Source organism: Thalassobacillus sp. CUG 92003, from assembly GCF_013618635.1.
GTDB lineage: Bacteria > Bacillota > Bacilli > Bacillales > Halobacillaceae > CUG-92003.
This window is the reverse complement of sequence record NZ_JABLSJ010000002.1, coordinates 399,279-421,323: the sequence shown is the minus strand read 5'-3', so window position 1 is coordinate 421,323 and position 22,045 is coordinate 399,279. Positions and strand designations below refer to the sequence as shown.

21 protein-coding genes are annotated in these 22,045 nt (G+C 44.0%); 7 read left to right on the top strand and 14 right to left on the bottom strand.

Annotation, left to right across the window (positions count from 1 at the left end; genetic code table 11):
* The first annotated feature begins 16 nt into the window (after positions 1–16).
* Together gerQ and HOP45_RS04675 are read left to right on the top strand one after the other, a co-directional pair.
* On the top strand, positions 17–565 hold the full coding sequence (gene gerQ, locus HOP45_RS04680; RefSeq protein ID WP_181347747.1) for a spore coat protein GerQ: 549 nt from the start codon (positions 17–19) through the stop codon (positions 563–565).
* A 73-nt stretch (positions 566–638) separates the two neighbouring features.
* Positions 639–890 carry a hypothetical protein gene (locus HOP45_RS04675; protein WP_181347746.1) on the top strand — a complete coding sequence of 84 codons (252 nt, stop codon included), beginning with the start codon at positions 639–641 and terminating at the stop codon, positions 888–890.
* Here HOP45_RS04675 and HOP45_RS04670 read toward each other — a convergent pair.
* The 4 genes from HOP45_RS04670 to HOP45_RS04655 form a co-directional block, all read right to left on the bottom strand.
* Positions 885–1,253 carry a DUF423 domain-containing protein gene (locus HOP45_RS04670; protein ID WP_181347745.1) on the bottom strand — a complete coding sequence of 123 codons (369 nt, stop codon included), beginning with the start codon at positions 1,251–1,253 and terminating at the stop codon, positions 885–887. The genes HOP45_RS04675 and HOP45_RS04670 overlap by 6 nt on opposite strands.
* 12 nt (positions 1,254–1,265) lie before the next feature.
* The gene (locus HOP45_RS04665; RefSeq protein WP_181347744.1) at positions 1,266–1,580 is read right to left on the bottom strand and encodes a YwdI family protein; all 315 of its coding nucleotides are present in this window, start codon (positions 1,578–1,580) and stop codon (positions 1,266–1,268) included.
* Positions 1,581–1,737: 157 nt separating this feature from the next.
* The gene (locus HOP45_RS04660) at positions 1,738–2,190 is read right to left on the bottom strand and encodes a GNAT family N-acetyltransferase (RefSeq protein WP_181347743.1); all 453 of its coding nucleotides are present in this window, start codon (positions 2,188–2,190) and stop codon (positions 1,738–1,740) included.
* Positions 2,187–3,527 carry a sodium-dependent transporter gene (locus HOP45_RS04655; RefSeq protein WP_181347742.1) on the bottom strand — a complete coding sequence of 447 codons (1,341 nt, stop codon included), beginning with the start codon at positions 3,525–3,527 and terminating at the stop codon, positions 2,187–2,189. Before HOP45_RS04655 ends, HOP45_RS04660 begins: the two co-directional genes overlap by 4 nt.
* Before the next feature lie 381 nt (positions 3,528–3,908).
* Here HOP45_RS04655 and HOP45_RS04650 point away from each other — a divergent pair, with 381 nt between their 5' ends.
* Entirely contained in the window at positions 3,909–4,625 is a 717-nt protein-coding gene (locus HOP45_RS04650) for a YwaF family protein (protein ID WP_181347741.1), read from the top strand.
* Between the two features lie 245 nt (positions 4,626–4,870).
* On the opposite strand, the gene HOP45_RS04645 is transcribed toward HOP45_RS04650, so the two are convergent.
* The 6 genes from HOP45_RS04645 to HOP45_RS04620 form a co-directional block, all read right to left on the bottom strand.
* Positions 4,871–5,443: a DUF1062 domain-containing protein gene (locus HOP45_RS04645; protein ID WP_181347740.1), complete on the bottom strand. Its 573-nt coding sequence runs from the start codon at positions 5,441–5,443 to the stop codon at positions 4,871–4,873.
* Positions 5,444–6,043: 600 nt separating this feature from the next.
* Complete coding sequence (locus tag HOP45_RS04640; protein ID WP_181347739.1) at positions 6,044–6,622, bottom strand: cytochrome c oxidase subunit 3; 579 nt, start codon at positions 6,620–6,622, stop codon at positions 6,044–6,046.
* Positions 6,619–8,517, bottom strand: a complete 1,899-nt coding sequence (locus tag HOP45_RS04635; RefSeq protein ID WP_181347738.1) for a cytochrome c oxidase subunit I — start codon at positions 8,515–8,517, stop codon at positions 6,619–6,621. The genes HOP45_RS04640 and HOP45_RS04635 overlap by 4 nt, the downstream gene beginning before the upstream one ends.
* 24 nt (positions 8,518–8,541) lie before the next feature.
* Positions 8,542–9,222, bottom strand: a complete 681-nt coding sequence (coxB, locus tag HOP45_RS04630; RefSeq protein WP_181347737.1) for a cytochrome c oxidase subunit II — start codon at positions 9,220–9,222, stop codon at positions 8,542–8,544.
* A 155-nt stretch (positions 9,223–9,377) separates the two neighbouring features.
* Entirely contained in the window at positions 9,378–9,683 is a 306-nt protein-coding gene (locus HOP45_RS04625; protein WP_181347736.1) for a phasin family protein, read from the bottom strand.
* A gap of 18 nt (positions 9,684–9,701) precedes the next feature.
* Positions 9,702–11,345, bottom strand: a complete 1,644-nt coding sequence (locus HOP45_RS04620) for an ABC1 kinase family protein (protein ID WP_181347735.1) — start codon at positions 11,343–11,345, stop codon at positions 9,702–9,704.
* Positions 11,346–11,512: 167 nt separating this feature from the next.
* On the opposite strand from HOP45_RS04620, the gene HOP45_RS04615 reads away from it, so the two are divergent.
* On the top strand, positions 11,513–12,409 hold the full coding sequence (locus HOP45_RS04615) for a GNAT family N-acetyltransferase (RefSeq protein ID WP_181347734.1): 897 nt from the start codon (positions 11,513–11,515) through the stop codon (positions 12,407–12,409).
* A gap of 381 nt (positions 12,410–12,790) precedes the next feature.
* On the opposite strand, the gene HOP45_RS04610 is transcribed toward HOP45_RS04615, so the two are convergent.
* The 4 genes from HOP45_RS04610 to HOP45_RS04595 form a co-directional block, all read right to left on the bottom strand.
* A complete protein-coding gene (locus HOP45_RS04610) occupies positions 12,791–15,088 on the bottom strand; it encodes a glycoside hydrolase family 65 protein (protein ID WP_181347733.1) in 2,298 nt (765 codons plus the stop codon).
* A gap of 22 nt (positions 15,089–15,110) precedes the next feature.
* On the bottom strand, positions 15,111–15,956 hold the full coding sequence (locus HOP45_RS04605; protein ID WP_181347732.1) for a carbohydrate ABC transporter permease: 846 nt from the start codon (positions 15,954–15,956) through the stop codon (positions 15,111–15,113).
* Between the two features lie 15 nt (positions 15,957–15,971).
* On the bottom strand, positions 15,972–17,186 hold the full coding sequence (locus HOP45_RS04600; protein ID WP_181347731.1) for a carbohydrate ABC transporter permease: 1,215 nt from the start codon (positions 17,184–17,186) through the stop codon (positions 15,972–15,974).
* Positions 17,187–17,296: 110 nt separating this feature from the next.
* Positions 17,297–18,589, bottom strand: coding sequence for an extracellular solute-binding protein (locus HOP45_RS04595; protein ID WP_181347730.1), 1,293 nt, complete (start codon positions 18,587–18,589; stop codon positions 17,297–17,299).
* Positions 18,590–18,716: 127 nt separating this feature from the next.
* Here HOP45_RS04595 and HOP45_RS04590 point away from each other — a divergent pair, with 127 nt between their 5' ends.
* The 3 genes from HOP45_RS04590 to HOP45_RS04580 all read left to right on the top strand — a co-directional run bounded on the left by HOP45_RS04590 (position 18,717) and on the right by HOP45_RS04580 (position 21,851).
* A complete protein-coding gene (locus HOP45_RS04590; RefSeq protein ID WP_181347729.1) occupies positions 18,717–19,472 on the top strand; it encodes a helix-turn-helix transcriptional regulator in 756 nt (251 codons plus the stop codon).
* A gap of 70 nt (positions 19,473–19,542) precedes the next feature.
* On the top strand, positions 19,543–20,412 hold the full coding sequence (locus HOP45_RS04585; RefSeq protein WP_181347728.1) for a fructosamine kinase family protein: 870 nt from the start codon (positions 19,543–19,545) through the stop codon (positions 20,410–20,412).
* An 89-nt stretch (positions 20,413–20,501) separates the two neighbouring features.
* A complete protein-coding gene (locus tag HOP45_RS04580) occupies positions 20,502–21,851 on the top strand; it encodes a YjiH family protein (protein ID WP_181347727.1) in 1,350 nt (449 codons plus the stop codon).
* Positions 21,852–22,045: the final 194 nt, after the last annotated feature.

Sequence of the window (22,045 nt, the reverse complement as noted above, 5' to 3'; positions counted from 1 at the left end):
AAAGGAGTGAATGTAAATGGCTAATCATAAACAGCCTAAAACGCCTTACTACCCGCAGGGCATGCAACCGCAGTCCCCTTACTATCCTGGTCAGCCCTATTTTTTCCCTAATCAACAAGGCGGCAGTATCCAGGGTTTTCAAGGCGGGATGCCAGGGCAGATGCCCGCCCAGGGTGGCATGCCTGGTCAAGGAGGTATGCCTGGACAGAGCGGCATGCCCGGACAACAGAGTGGCATGCCAGGCCAAAGTGGCGTTCAAGGGGTGTCCATGGGCGGCGGTGGAGGAGCTGGAATGCTACCAAGTGAAGAGTCTTACATTGAAAATATTTTGCGAATGAATCAGGGAAAAAATGCAACCGTCTATATGACATTTGAAAATAATGACCAATGGAATGCAAAAGTTTTCAAAGGGATTATCGAAGCTGCGGGTCGAGATCACATTATTCTCAGCGACCCGGAAACCGGATTGCGTTATTTGCTGCTGATGATTTATCTCGACTATATTACGTTCAATGAAGAATTGAACTATTCCTACCCCTATGGAAACGGCGGTTCTTCCCGATAGACACCAAGATAATCTGCGAGTCGCGTCTATGAGAGGCGCGACTCTACCAAGAATGTAAAAGGCTGGTGATCACGTGAAAGCCCCCCACCAAAAATGGCAGCAGCTGCAGGTATTATCATTGGCAGTCGTCATTCTCTTTTCAATCGTTGCCTTATTCCAACTTGATCATGCCTGGCTCATCTTACTTCTCTTTTACAGCATAGCCGTCAGCCTCATGTTTGACGCATTAATGGCTCAAAAAAAACAGCAACCCGTCGAATTTTTCGGCCAGTTGCTGCGAGCTATCATTGTTATTATCTTTTCCACTACGCTTTTTTTCTTATAAATGTTTGATCAATGCATACCCAAGGAGAATCCAACCTACTAAAAATGAAACGCCGCCTAATGGCGTAATCATAGCAAATGTTTTAATGCCAGTAGGCGCATACATGTACAGGCTCCCGGAAAAAAAGATAATGCCAACCAGGAACGCCCAACCGGCTCCTGTCATCAAGCTGCCTGTCACTTTTCCCATTAACAATCCGGTCACAAACAACGCCATGGTGTGAAACATTTGATAATTGACAGCTTTCTCCCAGGTTTTCAAAGCCTTCTCAGAAATCTTCCCTTCTAGTCCATGAGCCCCAAACGCACCAAGCGCCACTGAGACAAATCCATTGATAACAGCCAGAATAAAAAATAATTTCAACGTGCTCACCTCTTAAAAATCGAGTATCGAATTTCCATTTGCATCTTCTTCATCGAAGGACGAACCGCTCGTTTTAACCAGACTCTTGTCTTCAGTTTGAGTCTTCCGCGGTGCAGCCCCCATCATCTTGCGAATCTCTGCTTCAGTGGGTTCCTGAACGGACGGGCTTAACTCCTGCGGTGCTTGTTCGTCTAATAACAAATCACACATTAAACGTACAGCACGAACATGTTCACGCACAGATGAAGTCGATTCGCCTTGCTTTGCCATCGCTTCTTGTATCTCATGGGACATTTTGGTTAAGACCGTTTGATTTGAGACAGCCACTCCATCCCCTCCTTCAGCATGTCTTCTTATCTCCACAATCGTTATTCCTTTAGACTGTCCTTATTATTATACCATCTGACTCCGCTCATTTAATCCGACAACTTCGTGACAATCCAGCACAAAGCCCTCAGGTATCATACCTGGGGGCTTTGATTATTCAAGCAGGATAATATTCGAGCACTGTCAACGTTATCCCTTCTTCTGTTTGAACATCTTTCACAGGGCTGAATCCCTCGCTCTCGTAGAGACCGAGTGCCGGCTGGTTGTTGTTTCCTGTCATCACAAAGAACTTGCGAATGCCCGTCAAGTCTAACACCCTATTTAATAAACGCCTTCCAAGCCCTTTATTCATCCAATCTGGAAGCGTAGCTAACCGACAGATTTGGATTTCTTCATCAAGGGACTCAAATGCGATAAAAGCCACGAGACGATCATCGTCATAAACACCCCAAAACGTTTCATCGCTGGCTTGAATATCGTCGGTTTTTTCCGATAAAGGCGGAAGGGAATGATTCTCCATCCACCGCGCTTCCTGAGCATAACTCACTTTTTGAACGTTATAAATCTGTTCAGCTACAGAGACCGAACGATGATATAAATGGTGTATCATCCAATGAATCCTAACGCATTTAAAAAGATGAGAATGATCATAACTGGGGCCACGTATTTCACAATTGTAAGCCAAACCGGCCCCAATGGTAATCGAGTCATATCGCTCGCCTCAAGCGCTTGATCTTTGGTGAGATACCAGCCGACGAATAGGGCCATCGACAGACCGCCAAGTGGAAGCAGGATATTTGAAGCAATGTAGTCCATAGAATCGAGGATATTATTATCGCCGATCGGTGTGATGCCTGACCAGACGCCCATTCCAAGTGATACAGCTAGGCCAAGTACGAACATAACCATCCCTGTAATTACACTGGTGAAATGACGGCTCCATTTGAACACACGCATAAAGTAGGCGACCGGCACTTCTAGAATGGAAACCGAGGACGATAATGATGCTAACGCTAATGAGAAGAAAAAGACGATTCCGACAAAACCACCTAGTGGCATTTGTTCAAAAATGCTCGGCAGCGTGATAAAGGCCAAAGGTGGACCTGAGGACGGCTGGATGCCAAAAGCGAACACAGCCGGGAAGATCATAATCCCCGAAACAATCGCAAAAAAGGTATCCATTAAACCTATTCCTACTGTAGCACTAGGAAGTTTGTTTTCCTTCGATAAATAGCTGCCATACGTCAGCATAGCTCCCATCCCTAAACTGAGTGAGAAGAAGGCTTGACCAAGCGCCGCCAAATAAATGGACGGTTTACTCAAAGCACTCCAGTCAGGTTGGAATAAAAACGCTAACCCTTCTGCCGCTCCTTCCAGTGTTAAACTGTAGATTGCAAGCGCGACTAACAGGACAGCAAGAGTGGGCATAAACACCTTGTTAGCTGCTTCAATGCCTTTCTTAACCCCGTTATACACAATCAGGATCGTTAAAATCATAAAAAACGCATGCCATCCGATGGGGTGCCACGCATGGCCAATGAATCCCTCGAAGGCCGCTCCATAGCCGCCTGCTGGACTCGTGAATAATTGACCGTTCACATAATTCCAGAAATAATAGATAGACCAGCCAGCGACTACCCCATAAAAACTTAAAATTAAGAATGAACTTATAACGCCGAAAAAACCAGTTAAATACCAGGGGGTCCCCGGGGCTATCTCTTTATAGGCACCGACAACATCGCTTTGGGCTTTTCTCCCGATGCTAACTTCAGACAATAATAGTGGAATGCCGATTAATAGAACAAAAACTAAATATAACAATAAAAAGGCGCCTCCACCGCTCTCGCCAGCTACATAGGAAAAGCGCCAAATGTTCCCTAAGCCTACAGCGGAGCCCATCGCAGCCAGCATAAAACCGAGCTTTGAGGCCCATTTTTCTCTCGCCATGTTTGTGACACTCCTCTCCTACATTCATAAACATTCAATATCATATCACATTTATGAAAGTGACACGATATGTAATCAGAAATTTCTAATCATTTACAACTGTCATGACAGGCATGAACACTTATCTTGATGACTGTTGCGAAGCTTTCGGTGTGAATTGGAGGCATTCCCTTCCCGTCACTTTCAAGACATATGATGAGGGCATTTCTCTCGTCTTGAAACCATAGGCTTTACACCCGCGCGGGAATGATTGGTTCCATGTTGTAAAAAAGTGCTCACAACGGAAACAATTGATTTTACTCAAATCGAATCTCTCACTTTCTTTGGTATATGCTAGAATAAGAAGACCTTTCAAACCTGAGACTCAAGGACGTGACCATTATGAAGCGATGGTTCGGCAAAACGATTAACGAAGAATTCACAGCCTTTTCCACTGATCATGTTATCATGTTGGGCATCTGTGTCGCAGGTTTGCTCTTGCTCGTGCTGAATGCTCGAATAATCAGGGAATCCGACACCGTGTACACACTCTTGAGGTGGAGCTTATTGGGGGTGCTTATCATCTCAGAAGTCAGCTATCAAACGTGGGCTGCGGTGAACGGGGTTTGGAATGTTGGCGCTCATCTACCGCTTCATTTATGCGGAATCGCTTCTTTATTCGGTATGGCTGCTTTGATCACCCGCCATTATAAATTGATCCAACTCACCTTGTTCATTGGCATCATCCCATCATTTATGGCATTGCTGACGCCGGAAATCCCCTACAATTATGAACATTTTCGCTACTGGAAATTTTTTATTCATCACATGGCTATCCCATGGACAAGTGTCTTTCTGCTCGTTACATCTTCGGTAAAGGTGAGTTGGAAAAATGCGTTAGAAGCGTACGGTTACTTAGTCGCCTACAGTATCCTAGTCAGTCTTTATAACGTCTATTTTGGTTCCAATTATTTATATCTCGCTGAGACACCTCTTGCCGATACCCCTCTCGACTTGCTCGGAGGCGGAGTGTTGTACTATCTGAACCTGGGGATCCTTGCTCTTCTTTCATTTTTTCTTACGTACGGGCTCTATCATATGGTTTTGAAAAAAGTTTGACAAGGGGTGGGGCTGTCAATACGTGCTTGCCCCCCACCCCTTCAAATTAAAAAATTGAACTGAAACCAACTTCTAATAAGTTCGATGAAGTAGGTTTTAAAATTAGCTTGACATTACTTCTACTTTGGTTTTGAGTTCCCCACGTCTTTTTCATGAGTTGATTTAGAGACACCATCAATTGACTTTTTACGCTTTTTTGTACTGAAGTAGGGGCTAACTTCTAAAAGTTAGCCCCTGCATTACATTTAAAAATTACCTCTAACTATCACTTGTAAATTATCACTAATTTTTTTCTTCATATTTATGCTTGGGTTTAGTGTTAACCTTCCCTCGAGCTCTAGCTTTTTTAGATTTGACCTAGAAATACCCAGTATTTCTGCTAATAGTTTATCAATTCTAAGCTCAAGATCATATTTACAGTTAAACCTAATGGTAAGATTGTTAGATTTTGATTCAAGCCTTTCCTTCCTTAGCTCATAACGTATATTTGTATTCACTTCATTACACAGTCTTCGCAAATGATTGAATTGAAAACCATAGTGCCAGATTGTCTCTATATCATTGGTCATAAATTTGTAAAATAGTTCAGAATTAATTTTGTTTACATGTACTCTAGATAAAACAGGGAAATTCCAAGTTCCTTCACAATGTGTACAGTTATAAATAATCCAAACATCAATTATTTTTTTATTTGAATTCACTCTAAATCTCTCACTGCAATAGAATTCTGTAGCCTTTTTACATTTACTACAGTTTCGGAATACACTTGGTATTTCTTGAGGGATAATCTCATAAGTTAATAAATCATAAACGGTCATATATCGCTCCTCCTATGATTCAGAGGAACGCCATTAAAGGTTGTGGGAGGAGAAAAATTTTCCATAAAAAAAGCGGAATACCTTAAAGGGTTCCCGCGTGGAATTAAACAACTGATTATCCAGCGTCCCCTGTAATGGTTAAAAATAGACACATTTCTCCTATGACTAAATGAAAATGCTTAGAAAAAATGTACTATTTAGTTACTTTTTAACCATTACAAGTTGTTGGCAAAAATAATTCCACCTTCCATGTATCTCCTATATATCAGAATACCACTATGGTGCTCTGTGTCAACACTATTATCATGAATAAAATAAAGCGATGTGACTTATGCTCGATTTGCTCAATACTAGTCCCTGATTGCTTCATAATTTATTTAAAGATGATTGATTTTCTTTGCAAGTCACCTCATATACCTTTTGAAAAAGCTGCAAAAATAAAGAGACCAATTATATCTACAGTGGTTTGATTAGATGAAAACATGCCTTAATGAAAGACCCACTAGCATGAATTAGAAGAACATAAAAAATGCCTAACAAATTAAAAGATAATTTATTAGGCATTTCTTAAATTTATTGTAAAAACGAACCAAGACTTTTTTATATAAGGAACGGAGTATACACAATGATGATGATCAACACCCAGATGACATCAACAAAGTGCCAATAATAGTTGAAGATTTTATGCTTCTCAATGAACAATGCCCGTGGAATGGCATTCTTTTTTAATTGCACCATGAGAAGGGACATCCAGCACAGCCCAAACAAAACGTGAGACGCATGCAAGCCTACCAACACATAAAAAGATCCGAGGAAGTTGTTGGCCCCTATTGTATAGCCTTCGTGAGCGTATTTATAAAATTCATGAACCTCAAGCCCCATAAAGATGGCCCCAAAGAGAAAGGTAATCCCGATCCCTGTCCATATTTTCCATAACGTCCAGTCCTTAAGTCCACTTTCAGCTACCAATAACGTCCCGCTGCTTGATAGCAGGAAGATGGAAGCTAAAATGACCGTGCGCGCTTCATAGACCGATTCAGGAGCCGGCCCTTCAGGAGCTGGCGTATAAATGATATACGTGGCAAATAAGGTGGCGAACATGGTGGCTTCAACGCCTAAATAAAGAAAAAAACCAAGTCGCTTGTCTTTGAATAACGCTTCTGACGTTGACTGGCTCATCGCTCTTCCTCCTTTCGATACGCTTCTATTCGTTCATCTGTAAAGAAACGCCAGATAAGGAAAAGAAGAGCTCCGGCCCCGGCCATCACCTGCATCCATATCCAATGATAGACAAATCCGATGCTCAACACCATTAACGTGCCAGCAAGCAGAATAGGTTGAGCCGTCTTGACAGCAATTGGCGAAGGCCGTGGTGATTCCGCCACTTCTAGTTCCCGATTATCCTTTTTCCCATACCAATACGGGTCAATGCTGGTTACCTTAGGCATGGGCTCAAACGGGTGCTCTGGCGCCGGCGAGGCGACCGTCCATTCCAAAGTCCGGCCCTTCCATGGGTCAGGCCCCACATTATCCGTTTTCTTATGCGTCTTATATATGTTCCAAATGACAAACAGCATGCTGATGCCCATCAAGAATGCTCCAGCCGTACTGATCACATTGAACCCGAAGACATTATCTTCGGTCGTATAGGTGAACACCCTGCGAGGCATGCCATTTAATCCTGCAAAATGCTGCGGAAGGAACGTGAGGTGAAACCCGATGACAAACAGCCAAAAGTGCCATTTGCCCAGTTTTTCGTCTAATAGTTTGCCTGTCATCTTCGGGTACCAATAATAAATGCCTGCAAAGACCCCTAAGATTGTGCCTCCAACCATGGTGTAATGAAAGTGAGCCACCACAAAATAACTATCATGATACTGATAATCAGCCGCTGCTACGGCAAGCATCACCCCTGTCACACCACCCATGACAAAGGTGGGAATAAACCCAAGCGAAAACAGCATGGGGGTGGTAACCCTCATGACTCCACGCCTGATGGTAAACAGCCAATTGAACACTTTGATCCCGGTCGGGACTGCGATCATCATCGTCGTGATCGCAAAGAATGTGTTCGCCATCGCGCCTAAACCGACGGTAAACATGTGGTGAGCCCAAACCATGAAACCGAGCAGTCCAATGATTGCAATCGCGATGACCATGGAGGTGTAGCCGAAAACTCGTTTTTTAGCGAAGTTCGAGATGACATCTGAAAATATACCGAACGCAGGCAATATCAGAATATACACTTCAGGATGACCGAATATCCAAAATAAATGCTGATAATAGACGGGATCATCTACAAAGAAGGAGGTACCGTAATAGCGATCAAACGTCAACAGGAACAATGCGGTCGTTAAGACCGGAAACGCCACGAGAATAAGCAGAGACGTTATCAAAGTTGACCATGAAAACAATGGCATCCGAGTCATTTTTAATCCTGGAGCTCTCAGACGCATGATCGTTACAATCATATTGATCGCCGTCATAATCGTCCCAAGTCCGGAAACTTGCAAACCAAATATGTAATAATTATTATTCGGACCTGATGTAAAGCCATCCGTCGAAAGCGGCGTGTAAGCAGTCCAACCCGCATTCGGCGCTGCGTTCATGAAAAAGGACATATTAAAGATCAGCCCGCCTGCCAGAAACAGCCAAAAACTAACGGCGTTGAGGTAAGGAAAAGCTAGATCATTAGCACCGATTTGCAATGGCACAGCAACGTTCATCAAACCGATCAAAAAAGGCATCGCTACAAAGAAGATCATCATCGTTCCATGAGTGGTAAAGACTTCGTTATATTTATCGCCTTGAAACACCCAAAAGTCGTTGTTGGGCACCGCCAACTGCATCCGGATGAACAACGCATCCATCCCGGCTCGGAAAAAGAATATAATCGACACAAGTATGTACATGGTTCCGATTTTCCGATGATGAGTCGTTGTCATATACTCCCAAATCAGCGGCCATTTTCGTTTTTTCATAACAAATATAAACAGCACAACGCCCATAACAGCTGATAATACCCATGCTGCAATTACATCACTTGGTATGTCCCCTACTAGTGGAAGCTGCATAGATGAAAACCCCCTTTCCTTCGTTTATTCATTGTCTAGCCAATCCTCGAATTCGTCTTGTTCAACCACCTTCGTTTCAAATCTCATAACCGCATGTAAGCTCCCGCAAAACTCTGCACATTTGCCCTGATACGTTCCGGTTTCTTGTGGGGTGAAGGATTGGACCAACTCTTCACCCGGGATGACGTCTGTCTTCCCTGACAATTGTGGAATCCAAAACGAATGCACAACGTCAGCCGATTCGAGGTGAAAAACGACTTCCTGTCCTTTTGGAATGATCACTTCATTCTCCGTTGCCTTCCCATTTTCATAGTTGAAATTCCAGTTGAATTGTTCGGCCACCACGTCTATATGTACCGTCTCCTCTGACTCAGCATCCGTAGACGCTAAATCATACGTGATTTGCACCGTAGGGATCGCGAGGATCGTTAAAAGAATAACCGGAATTACGGTCCAGGTTATTTCCAACCGGCGGTCGCCTGCCGAATCTTCTGGAATGACGTTTTGATTGCTTTCTGTTTCGCGGTATTTTGTCACAAATAAAGCAAATAAAACGAACACAACGACGAGCACCACCATCATGATGCCAAAGCTGAGGTAGATTAAATTGGCCTGATCCTGACCTGTTGACGTTTTGGGATCAAGTACGCGTAAACTACAGCCGCTTAGCAGCACCAGCCCTAGCATGATAAAAAGTCTTTTCATAGTCATTCAACCTTTTTCATGTATTTTTGAAGATAGCTCATATACAATTGCCTTATCAGGCGGGCGTAAAACATATTATAGTGATAAATTGTCAAAAAACGTTCACAATTTCTTTTTAAAAAAAGACTGCCTCCTAACAGGCAGCCCTCTTTCACTTATTCTTCTGGTTTTTCGTGATAACTTTCCAAGCGCTGTACCCGTGCTTCGAGAATTTCATATTCTTCCTTCGTGACAAATCCTAACTCTCTGATATGATCCTGCATCTTTGCACGCGATTGCTCCGTCCACTCTCTATCTTGCTTTTCACCTTTTTGAATAAAGTTATTGGCCATTTCACGCGCCTGGGAAGGACTGACCTCCCCTTCTTTGACAGCGTCATCCAACAACTTTTCAAACCGTTCTTTCCCGCTGATGGCCGCTCCTAATCCTAAGTGAAATCCTTTTCTCAATAAATCGCTCATGCCACATACCTCCTCAGTTTATTTAATATGTTTAATCATGCCCATATGTTTAATGGCAGCCAATAAGACACCCAGTATGCCTAAACCAGCAAAGGAAAATCCTGTCCATATGATCACCGGCACAGCATAAATGACACCTGCCACACCACATGAACCGCCTACAAGTATTACCATATATGCTAAACAGCTATACAACATGTAATACTGATGAAAAAAACGATTCTGTTGCTTTTGTTTCTCCCAGTCTCTTTCCTGGTCGCCGTCCTCAAGAAAATTGATTAACGCCCTCGGTAAAGAGAGTAACGGGCGGCCTGTTTCTTTAGCAATTTCTTTATAGACAGAGTAGGAAGAATCATCCCCTGCCATCCAGTCTTTAATGACTGGCCTGCCCCATTGAATCAGATCGACTTGCGGATAAATGGTGGTGACGACCCCTACAATAATAGATGTGGCCCTTCCGAGAAAAGCGTAGTCTGCCGGAAGCTGGATGGGTTGTTCTTTGACTACAGTCTGGATGTCCTCAATGATGTGATTCATCGTATGCGCATCCAATTTATCAAATCCGCCCTCTAAATACATATCCGCTGTTTCCTTCAGGATTTTTTTCACTTGCTCTGTATTTGCGTTATCGAGTAAGAAATTCATACTCCGCAATGCTTCAATCACTTTATCATAATCATCTAGTATGAATCCCTGAATCATCGAACGAATATAGCCCGCATCCCTTTTTTTAACTTCCCCTACCATACCGAAATCAATCACAACGACCGTGCCATCTTCTTGGATCATCAAATTACCTGGATGGGGATCGGAGTGGAACATCCCCGTATATAAGAACTGTTCCACACATAAGTCGAATAAAATCTTCGCCACATGTTGGCGATCAATCTGATGGTGCTTCATATAAGATAAGTCCGTAATTTTCGTCCCCTCGATCCATTCCATCACAATGACGCGCTGAGTTGATAATGCCTGATAATATTCCGGAATATAGACCGAAGAAAAATCCTTGAACCTTCGTTTAAAATGCCTGCCATTTTTCAGTTCTTTCGTAAAATCCAGCTCATTGCTGATCACCGTGACCAACTCGCGATATAAAGCCTTTAAATCTGCTTTCTTCCCGTAAGAGGTAAAGCGCGATAGCAGCCAGAAAACGATACGCAATGCTTTGAAATCCATGTGGAAAATTTCTTTCACGCGATGACGACGCACCTTGAGAGCCACAGGTGTCCCGTCTTTTAACCATGCTTGGTAAACTTCACCAATTGAAGCTGAAGCCACTGGCTCTTCATTAATGTTCTGTAACACATTCTCGATGCTGTCATTCCAATCTTCCTCGAGAATTAAACGTGAATATTCGAAAGGAACAGGTTTCACGCGATCAACCAATCCCTCCAATTCCTTGATAAACGAATCAGGAAGCAAATCCCCGCGCGAACTAAGAAACTGACCAAATTTGATTAGCAAGCCTCCCAGTTCGATGGCTTTCTTCCGGTACTCTGTCGCTTGTTTAGCCAGTAAATCTTCCCACTCTCGTTCTGTTTCTTCATCCCAAATACGATGCGTTTTCTGGAACCACGTGATTTGTAATAAGAATTTCACCGCCATCCAAACGATCAATGTGACACGAAAGAGCGGCACATATTTCCGCTTTTTATTCATACGCTCACCCCCCTGATGAACCATTGGTTGTCCATATACGTTATTTTTACCCGTTATCGGCATTGTCAATCATTAAGATTAAGCTCACTGCAGGTCTTCAAACATTGGCATTGGCTTTTCAGCGTGTCTATGTCATGCTGAAAAAAAAAGAAGTCTGGTGATGAGGAATGCAAATCAAGGAACTGGAAGTAAAAGAATTGCGTCAGGTATCTCAATGGTTATATGGCATGAATGGGCAGGATCGCCATTTTGTCGCCTGGCTAGCCTCAGATGAAAATGAAATATATGAACAAATCTGGACGTTAACCCAATTTAAGGAGCCGCTCGCCTATGTCGCATGGGAAAACAATGAGATCATCGGTTTCCTTGGTATTCTGCCGTTTTTCGAGCACAAGCTCTGCCGACTGCTAGGACCGTTCGCCATCAAACATGAAGCAGAGGTGCTAGAAGGCTTATGGAACAAAGCGTCGCTAACGATTGAAATGTACTTTAACGCTGTCAAAGTCGCATGTTTTCAAGTGAACCAGGAACTCATCGACTTTTGTGAACAGCATGCGTTTCACTTATACAATACGGAAAAAACATTGATTCAATGGCGGGATACGTTCCAACCTATGCATGTAGACGCCTCTTCCATTGTCGAAGCCACGCCTGAAGACCAGGCAGCAATAGCGGCGCTTCATCCTGATGGAGCTTATTACACCGCAGCTGAAATGTTTGAACTGAAGCATCAAGCCGGAAATTATCTGTGGGGCTACCAACAAAACGGAGAAATTGCGGGGTACCTCTATTTTGAAACGATCCTCCCGGAAGAAGAGGGGGAAATTTGTTTCGTTAACGTCGCCCCTTCGGACAGAGGCGAAGGGGTAGGAACAGCTCTGATCGAGCATGCCCTGCAATACGCTTTCCACGCCTTAAACCTTAACAGCGTTACCATTTCAGTCCGTACCGCTAATCAGGACGCTGAACATTTGTATCGCCAGTTCGGTTTTGAAGTATGGAATGTCATTCACGCCTATGAAAAAGTGTTCCAGGAACCCATCGTACGAAACACTTTCCATTAATAAAGGGTTGATCAGTTCCTTTAAGCCTTGAAAAATCGTTTATCTTGGCTCAAAGCTCTCCGATGGAAAATGAATCGTTCCACGCAGAATAAACAGCAGTCATCAATTGAGGCTGAGAGTTATGGATGTAAAATATAAATATAGGAACCTTGCTTAAAGTCAACAATGGTCGTGAGCGTAGTCAAAACACGTAGACTCCTACGAGAACAGCGCGAGCCGAAGATCCCGCAGGAAAGCGGTTTTTGCTTTCTGAGGAAGCTGAGGCCGTGCCCGTGGAAAGCGAAGTGTTTTGACGTAGCGGTAATGGGAAGCTTTGCTGACACCACAAAAATGCCGAATGTTTCGGCTGAACATTCGGCATTTTTTGTGCTTCATTTATCATTAATGGGGAACGCGCAATTCCTGGTCATAAGTTAAATGATACACTTCTTCATTCACCACAAGACTGACCGGCTCTCCTTCTTCGACTAACCGGATCAGGCAATCATCTTTGGTGACGGTCGCTTCAATTAATTGCCCTTTATAATGCAGATGGAATGAGAAACGCTCCCATTGCTCAGGAAGCTGAGGAGACAAATGAAGGCCATCCGCTTTAATCCGAAGACCTGCAAAGCCAAATACCATAGCCATCCACGTGCCGCCCATGTTAGCTAAATGGAGACCGTCTTTCGTGTTGCCATGCGTATTATCCAGATCGAGTCTCGCTGTTTCCTGGAAATAATGGTAAGCTTTATCGAGTTCTCCGACCCGGGCGGCCATCATACTGAACACACACGATGATAACGATGAATCGTGAGTCGTGACGCGTTCATAGTAGTCGAACGAATTGCGGATCGTCGCTTCGTCCGCTTCATCTTCCAATAAGAAATGCGCTAGCACCGTATCCGCCTGTTTACACACCTGATAACGATACAGCGTCAACGGATGATAATTCAACAGTAAAGGGTAATGCTCCTTAGGAGTTTGTTCAAAATTCCATACGGCCTTATTAAGAAATGTGTCATCTTGAGGATTGATGCCCCGTTCTTGATCATAAGGCAGGAACATGGCCTCAGCAGCAATACAAAAACTTTCCAGCTCTTCCTCACGCAAGTTAAGACGGTCCTCAACTTGCTGGAACCGTGCGGAATCCTCTTGTCTCAAAATTTGAATCATTTCGTTTGCCCAGTTAAGATTATGCTTCGCCATCGCGTTCGTGTAGTAGTTGTTATTGACAATCGCTGTATATTCGTCCGGACCCGTCACATCATCAATGGCGAATTTGCCATCTTCTCTAAAATGACCAATATCAATCCACAGTCTCGCCGTTTCAATCAGTAACTCGGCACCGTAATCATTCATGAACTGTAAATCGCCTGTGGCGTGGTAATATTGAATATAGCTGTAAGCAATATCCGCACTAATGTGATATTGGGCCGTGCCAGCTGGGAAATAGGACGAACATTCGCTCCCGCTGATCGTCCGCCAAGGAAATAACGCGCCCTGGCCGTGCCCCATTTCTATAGCCCTGGCTTTAGCATGCTCCAGAATCGAATAGCGGTATATGAGCAGCTGCTTCGCTAACTCAGGGGCAGTCATGAGAAAAACAGGGAACATATAAATTTCTGTATCCCAAAAATAATGGCCTTCGTAGCCTTCCCCCGACAAGCCTTTTGCTGAAATGTTACTATGCTTATCTCTTCCAACGGATTGCAACAAATGGTAGAGATTAAAACGGAGCGCCTCTTGTAAGGCTTCATCCCCCTCTACCTCCACATCGGCATGCTGCCAGAACCTGGTCAGATATTTGTGCTGCGAAGCAAACAATTGCTCATCTTCCACCGTATCAAGTTGATCCTTTAAACGATACGCATTTTGAAAAAGATCCTCTTTATGACGCAGCGTATCGACATAAATGTTGCGTTTGCTCAAATCAATGACCTTTCCTTCTTCACCCTGCCATTGATAGGTGAAAACGATACGCTTTAACACATCTTCCTGCTGCAAATCGATCAGCTTGCCTTCCTGCGTGTTATGGTACGTGAGGGAGGCCGCTTCCAGCCCGGAGTTTTCCGCCCGGGAGCGGACGAAGCCACATTCGTCAGTTGCATCTAATGTTTCCACATGAAGACGTTTGGCTTCACCGGCAGCCACTCTTGGGTCATCGGGATTCACATAGTTTTCGACATCCCCATTTAAAACCGAAACAACCGTGATCGACTCAGAAAAATTCATGGGGGTGAGGGTCATGTTGATAAGAAATAGTTCACGGTGTACAAACGAAACGAGTCGTTCAAACTGCACCTTGATTTCTCGCCCGAGTGGAGATTTCCAATGTATCTCACGGACCATGCGCCCCTCGTCCATATGAAGTGTACGTGTATAATCAAGCACTTCCCCTTCTGTCATGGAGAAATGTTCTTTTTCTTCACCTAAATAAACATGAATCGTTTGGCTATCCATCACATTCAGCATTTTCTGCTGATTATCCGGAAACGCGAAAAGCTTCTCTCCATAAGGAATATCAATCACGTCATGAAACGCATTCAAATACGTGCCTCGTATGGTTCCGATCGCTTCCCCATACGTTTCTTCAAAATTTCCGCGGACTCCGATGTACCCATTACCGAGAAAGAATAGGCTTTCTTCGTTGGTTAAGTCGGTTTCTTTCATGGAGTGTCGTTTAATTTTCCAGCTCATTGGCCCATCTCTCCTTTATTCATCATTCTTTCACACCACCACTTGTCAAACCAGAGACAATCTGTTTCTGGAAGAACAAGACAATCAAAAGCGTTGGAATGGTTACCAGAGTGGTCGCAGCTGCTACTTGACCCCACAGAATCTCAAATTGGGTTCTGAGAAAGGAAATGGCAACCGGTACGGTATGATAAGAAGCATCAGAGTTGATGGTAATTGCAAGTACAAATTCATTCCACGCTGTGATGAACACAATGATTGCAGTGGTGAATACCCCAGGAGCCGCTAACGGAAACACAATCCGGAACAACGTCTGAAACCGATTCGCCCCGTCCATTTTGGCCGATTCCTCAAGAGCCATAGGAATTTGATTGAAATGGGTCACCAATATCCAAACCGCCATTGGCAATGTAATGGAAGAATACGGGAGGGTGATCCAGTAGCTGTTTGTCCACCCTAAATCAACGAATAGGTTGTAGATCGGACCAATGACAATCATTTGCGGAAACATGGAAACCGCTAAGACAATTCCTAGCAAAAGATTTTTGCCAAAGAAATCAAAACGGGAGATAGCATAAGCCGCCAAGGTCGCCACAAACACAATATAAATGGTGGTCACGCCTGAAACGACAAGGCTGTTCCAGATGGCTGTAAAAATGCCTTTATCAAAAATAACACTGGAATAGTGGGACAAAGTCGGATTTTCCGGGATGATATTGAAGGGATTGTTACCGAAAATTTCACCTGTACTCTTAAAGGAGGTGATGAAGATCCACAAAAACGGAAAAACAACAACGACTAAATAAAATGCTAGAACAACCAGAAATAACCAGTTACTTTTAGATGAATTCGGATGCTTTTGTTTTGCCATCTCACTCAACCTCCTTTAATTTTTTTCCATAACATCTGCGCCCAGCACTTTAACATAAATCGTGGCGATGATGGCAACGATCACAAACATGATCATGACAATCACAGAGCCGTAGCCAAAGTTCGTCTGAGCAAACATGACTTTATAAGAATAAATCGAGAGCGTTTCCGTCGAGCCTCCGGGTCCTCCACCTGTGAGGACGTAAATCAAATCGAAGACGCGGAACGCATCGAGCGTACGGAATAGCAGCGCCACAAGTACAGCAGGTTTCAACAACGGCAGCGTAATGTTTATAAATTGCTGCACTTTACTTGCCCCATCAATCGAACCTGCTTCATACAAGGATTTTGGAATCGTTTGAAGACCCGCTAACAGCAGGATAGCCATATAAGGCGTCGTTTTCCATACGTCCGCTAAAATAGCGGCTGTCATGGCACCCGCACCAGTCTGCAGTAGATCTGTCGGCGCACCGATTAAGCCGATATTAGCAAATATTTCGGCCACCACACCTGCTGTCCCATCATAGAGATAACTCCACATCAGGGCTGCCACTGCAGTCGGAATGGCCCAGGGAATTAATGAAGCTGTCCGAATAAATCCTTGGCCACGCATCCCCTTGTCCATGATCATTGCCATGCCGAGGCCAAGGATTAATTCTAAGAACACAGAGACCCCTGTAAAAATCAACGTATTGATCGTGGCCGTGCCGATAAAGGCATCTTTGAAGGCTTTCTTATAATTAGCCAGCCCCACAAAGTTGGACTCGATCAGGCTATTATCAACATCAGCCACAATATCAGGTAAGTTTTGTCCAGTCTGCATATCATACTTCTCATTAAAGTTCGATACTAATGTGCTGGCATCTTCATGAAACGCCTGGATATCCTCTTTTACACTGTCATCAATGGTAATAACACCCGACTCACCTTCAAATTCCTGGTCAAGCTCATCGAGACGGGCCATCAAATCTTCAGCCTTGGCTACGTCTTCTTCCTCTGTAATATTGTCCATGTCCCGTTCAAGGAATAGATCAATATAAGTCGATGATTCATTAAATAAGTCAACGTTGAAGCGGTCATTCAAATAAAGTCCTGCTTTACTGCGATCGTTCAACTGATAATCAAAGAATGTGTAAGTAAAAGACTGCAGCACCGGCCATAAAGAAAATATTGCAATCAATATCAATATTGGAATAATAAAAATCGAGCCTTTAAAGCCCATCTTCTTCATTGTAACCCTCCTCAGCTTCACCTCTAGACGGTTATATTTTCATCCTGACAAAATGGACAGGCCATGCTGCTTTATGTTCAGCATGGCCTGAATATCAAACGTGTCGCTCATTATTCCGCTTCTTCTGTCTCAATCGCAGCATTAACCTTCTGCACCGCTTCATCAAGGCCATCTCCGGAACTCAAGTACTTATGAACAGCTACCTGAATTTCGTTGGATGCTTTAGAATATTCTGGTGAAACAGGACGCGCAATGGTACTATCCAGAGCTGCCTGGAAACCTTCAAAGTTCAACAGATCATTCGATTCGAGTACCTCTTCGTCCTCAAGCAATGCTGTGTATCCTGGCAAGTAGCCGCCTTCTGTTGACATGATTTTCTGCCCTTCAGGTCCTGAGAGGAATTTCACAAATTCCCAGGCCCCTTCTTTGTTTTCGGAATTAGAGGTGATTCCCAGCAGCCAGCCGCCGACTGCCCCGCCGTTTGGAAGAGGAGCAACGGAAACTTGGTCAGCTTTAATGGTCGCACCGCTTTCTTCAGGGTCCATAATCCGGCCGTACATGTATGGCCAGTTACGCGCAAATACGGCATTGCCATTTTCAAAAGCCGTATGCGTTTCACCCTCTGTATAGTTGAGTACATCTTCAGGCACCGCATCAGAAGCCGTGAATTTCTGCATCATTTGCAGCCCTTTTTCAGTTTCATCAAATTGATTAGTAAACTCTGTCGCGTTAACGGTCAAGCCTTCATACTGCTTGGACTGGTACACGATCCCATTCTCAGCATCACTCTCTGAAGCGTATTTTTCAGACATAGCTAACAAATCTTCATATGTGTAATCACCGGATACCAGCTTCTGAGTGTCTTCTTCAGAAACGATGTCTTTACGGAAATACAGCAAGCCCACATCAGGGAAAAACGGCAAGGTGTATTGTTTACCCTGATAATTACCAGAGGTCATCGAACCTGCGTTATAGTCATCCATATTGATATCGTCTTCGCTCATCATGACATCCAACGGTTCGATATATCCAGCGCCTGCAAATTCACCTGCCCAGACAACGTCCATTGAAATCACGTCGTACTCATTAGAACCGCTAGAAAGCGTTGTAAGTAGTTGATCGTGCATCTGAGCTGAGTCGTTGGTCATCTCTGTCCATTCAACTTTATACTCATCAGACTGCTCATTAAAAGCATCAATCGCTGCTTGCGTTGCAGGTGTATTATCGTTTTGAGCAGCGAAATTGATCACCGTTTTCTCACCGGAGGAACCTTCGTCCCCGCTCGTTTCTTCCGAGTCAGATCCCGTGTCTTCCCCGCCTTCTCCGCCACCGTCGCCGCTACACCCTGCAACTACGATTGCCATCAATGAAACTAGAAACAATAATGAAAGCCATTTTTTCATCAGTATGTGACCTCCTTGATAAAATTTTTTGATACGATATGGTTTCATATTACTATGGAATCGCTTACAATTATATTAAATTATTTATATGTTTAACAAAAATTTAAGCACTTCAAGGGGGGATATCATGACAAACACCATCAAACCCAACATGTTGGAAAGGTTTATGACAGTCCGCATGAATAATAGGCAAAACCACTATTTGCACCCGTCTTTTTTAATGGAACAACAATTGATAGAAGCGATTACAAGCCAGAATAAAGAGCGGGCTATGAACTTATTAAAAAATATCAATAAAGACCAACGCCCGACTCTGGCTCATACCCCATTAAGATCTTTAAAAAATTCTTTGATTTGTTCATGTACGCTCTTTACGCGAGCGATCATCAGTGCAGGTGTCGAAGCCGAAACGGCGTTCAATTTAAGCGACGCTTACATCCTGGAAATTGAACTGAGGAATACACCGGAACGTTTGGACGAGCTGGAATACGAGATGCTCAGCCACTTCATTCAAATGGTGATTGAATTAGAAGGGCTCCCTTATTCCACCATCATCAATAAAGCGATCACATTTATTCATGATCACATATTGGATGACCTCAGATTGGAACAAATCGCCGGCCATTGCTATGTAAGCCCAAGTTACCTCTCGCATTTGTTCAAAAAAGAAGTGGGGCGATCGATTGTGCAATTTATCAATGAAAAACGCGTAGAGGAATCGAAATATTTCCTTCTTCATACGACGACTTCTATCTCAGACATTTCGGGCCTCTTTAAATTTTGCAATCAAAGCTACTATACCTCTGTTTTTCGTAAACATCTCGGCTTGACTCCGAAACAATACCGCGATACGCATGCCAGCCAACCTGCTGCCTTCTCTTAATATGTGTCATCCATGGTAGAGAAGGGTACAAACCAGCAGAACGACATTCTAGAAAAAAGCAGGTGTTATGATGAGAGAAACGATTCAGCGCGCATTAAGCCATGTGAACGATACATCCCCCATCACATCTATGCGCAGCCTATCGGGCGGCGACATTAACCAGGCCTTTTACGTCGAAACCTTGAATGAACAATATTTCATCAAAGGAAACCAACACATCTCCAGCCACTTCTTTAGAGTAGAAGCCGAAGGTCTCAATTTAATCAAGGAGAGCGACACTCTTTCAGTGCCGAATGTCCATTACTACGATGAACCTGAGGATGGCAGCCCTGCTGTTATTGTGATGGACTGGATCACACAAACCCCCTCCCCCAAAAGCGAAGAGCAGCTGGGACGTTTACTCGCTGAGATGCACGCCACGCATGCCAATCAATTCGGGTTCCACGAGGAGACATTTGTCGGTACACTCCCCCAGCCTAATGGTTGGTTTGATAATTGGCTCGTGTATTACCGTGACCAACGACTGAAAAATCAATTTGAACGGGCTGTTCAGCAAAACAAAATGCCTGCCTCCCGCCACCGCAAAATGGAAACCCTGCTGACGTATTTGGAAAGATGGATCCCAGCACGGCCAAGCCCGTCTCTTTTGCATGGTGATTTATGGGGCGGAAATTGGATGAGCGGTCCTGAAGGGCGTCCCTATGTCATCGATCCTTCGATTCTGTATGGGGACCGCGCTTTTGAGTTAGCCTTTACAGAACTGTTCGGAGGTTTCCCGAAAACCTTTTATTCCGCCTATGAGGAGGTCCAGCCCCTGCCGGATTACTATCACGATACGAAACCGTTGTATCAGCTGTTTTATTTGCTTGTCCATTTGAATATTTTCGGAGAAAGCTACGGCCCTTCCGTCGATCGTGTCCTGGACCGCTATGTCACGTGACCACCCGTAAAGTCGCTATTGGCAAGTTCCCCTGTGTGTATTAAAATGAAATCTATTGTATTTTTATTACCATCGTAGGAGTGTGACGAATGAAAGCAAGTCAATATTCGACAAGCAATCATCTGAAATTTATTCTTCCTTCCCTTTTAGGGATCATTCTCTTTATGGTGCCCGTTAAGAACGGCGATACCATTACCATCCCCATTGCGATTTTAGCCGGATGGGTGCAAGCTTGGTTAGCCGATTATCTATCCTTCATCATGATGATGATCATCTCCATCACCGCTATCGGGACCCTGTTAACGAAAGCAGCAGGAGCTGATGCGCTAAAGCAAAAGCCGTTTTTTCAATCTTTATTTAACGTCACGCCTGTTTGGACCATCACTCGATTATTAGGGATGATCTTTGCTATCATGGTCTTTTTTCAAATCGGGCCCCAAGCGATCATATCGCCAGATACGGGTGGACTGTTGCTCGGAGACTTACTTCATGTATTATTTGCCGTCTTCTTATTTGCCGGCCTCTTTCTACCCTTACTGCTTAATTACGGTTTGCTGGAGTTATTTGGCGTTTTGCTTACCAAAATCATGCGCCCGCTGTTCACCCTGCCAGGCCGTTCGTCCATTGATTCCCTTGCATCCTGGCTTGGAGATGGCACCATCGGGGTCCTATTGACGAGTAAGCAGTATGAAGAAGGGTACTACACCAAACGTGAAGCCGCGGTGATCGGGACCACATTCTCAGTTGTATCGATCACCTTCAGTCTTGTGGTCATCGCTGAAGTCCATTTAGAGCATCTATTTGTTCCCTTTTATTTAACAGTCGCTGCCTCCGGTCTTGTCGCAGCGCTCATTATGCCGCGTATTCCTCCGTTATCAAGAAAAACAAATACGTATGTCACAGAAGAGCCAGCGGAAATGGATGAAGCTATACCAAGTGAGCACAACATGCTGTCTTACGCTTATCTACAAGCCGTACAAAGAGGAAGTAAAGAATCGAGCGTCAGTAAATTCTTTAAACAGGGCGGACAAAACATTCTCGACATGTGGATGGGGGTAGCGCCCATTGTCATGGCACTCGGTACGATCGCCCTTGTCATTGCTGAGTTCACTCCATTCTTCACGTGGATCGGGTACCCTTTCATCCCCCTTCTGGAGCTCATGCAGGTTCCGTACGCTGCTGAAGCATCTGAAACGATATTAGTCGGCTTCGCCGATATGTTCCTGCCGGCTATTATCGGAAGCTCAATCGAGAGTGAAATGACACGATTTATCATCGCTTCATTATCTGTTACCCAACTGATCTATATGTCAGAAGTTGGCGGTCTATTATTAGCATCCAAAGTGCCTGTCGGGATGAAAGACTTATTCATTATATTTGTCGAGCGCACATTGATTACCTTGCCGATTATCGTACTAATCGCTCACCTAATCTTTTAATAGGCAGCATAAAATAGTTAACATTTTTGTAATCACGAAAAAATCCAAACACCAAAAAGCCTTCAGACTACACTGTCTGAAGGCTTTTTGACGGTCGTAATAATAATGTAATCCTAATGTAACATAATGTCGAATCCAGCTATGTTAGAATCTCTTTATAATCTATCAAACTACCTAACTTATTAATTGGGAGG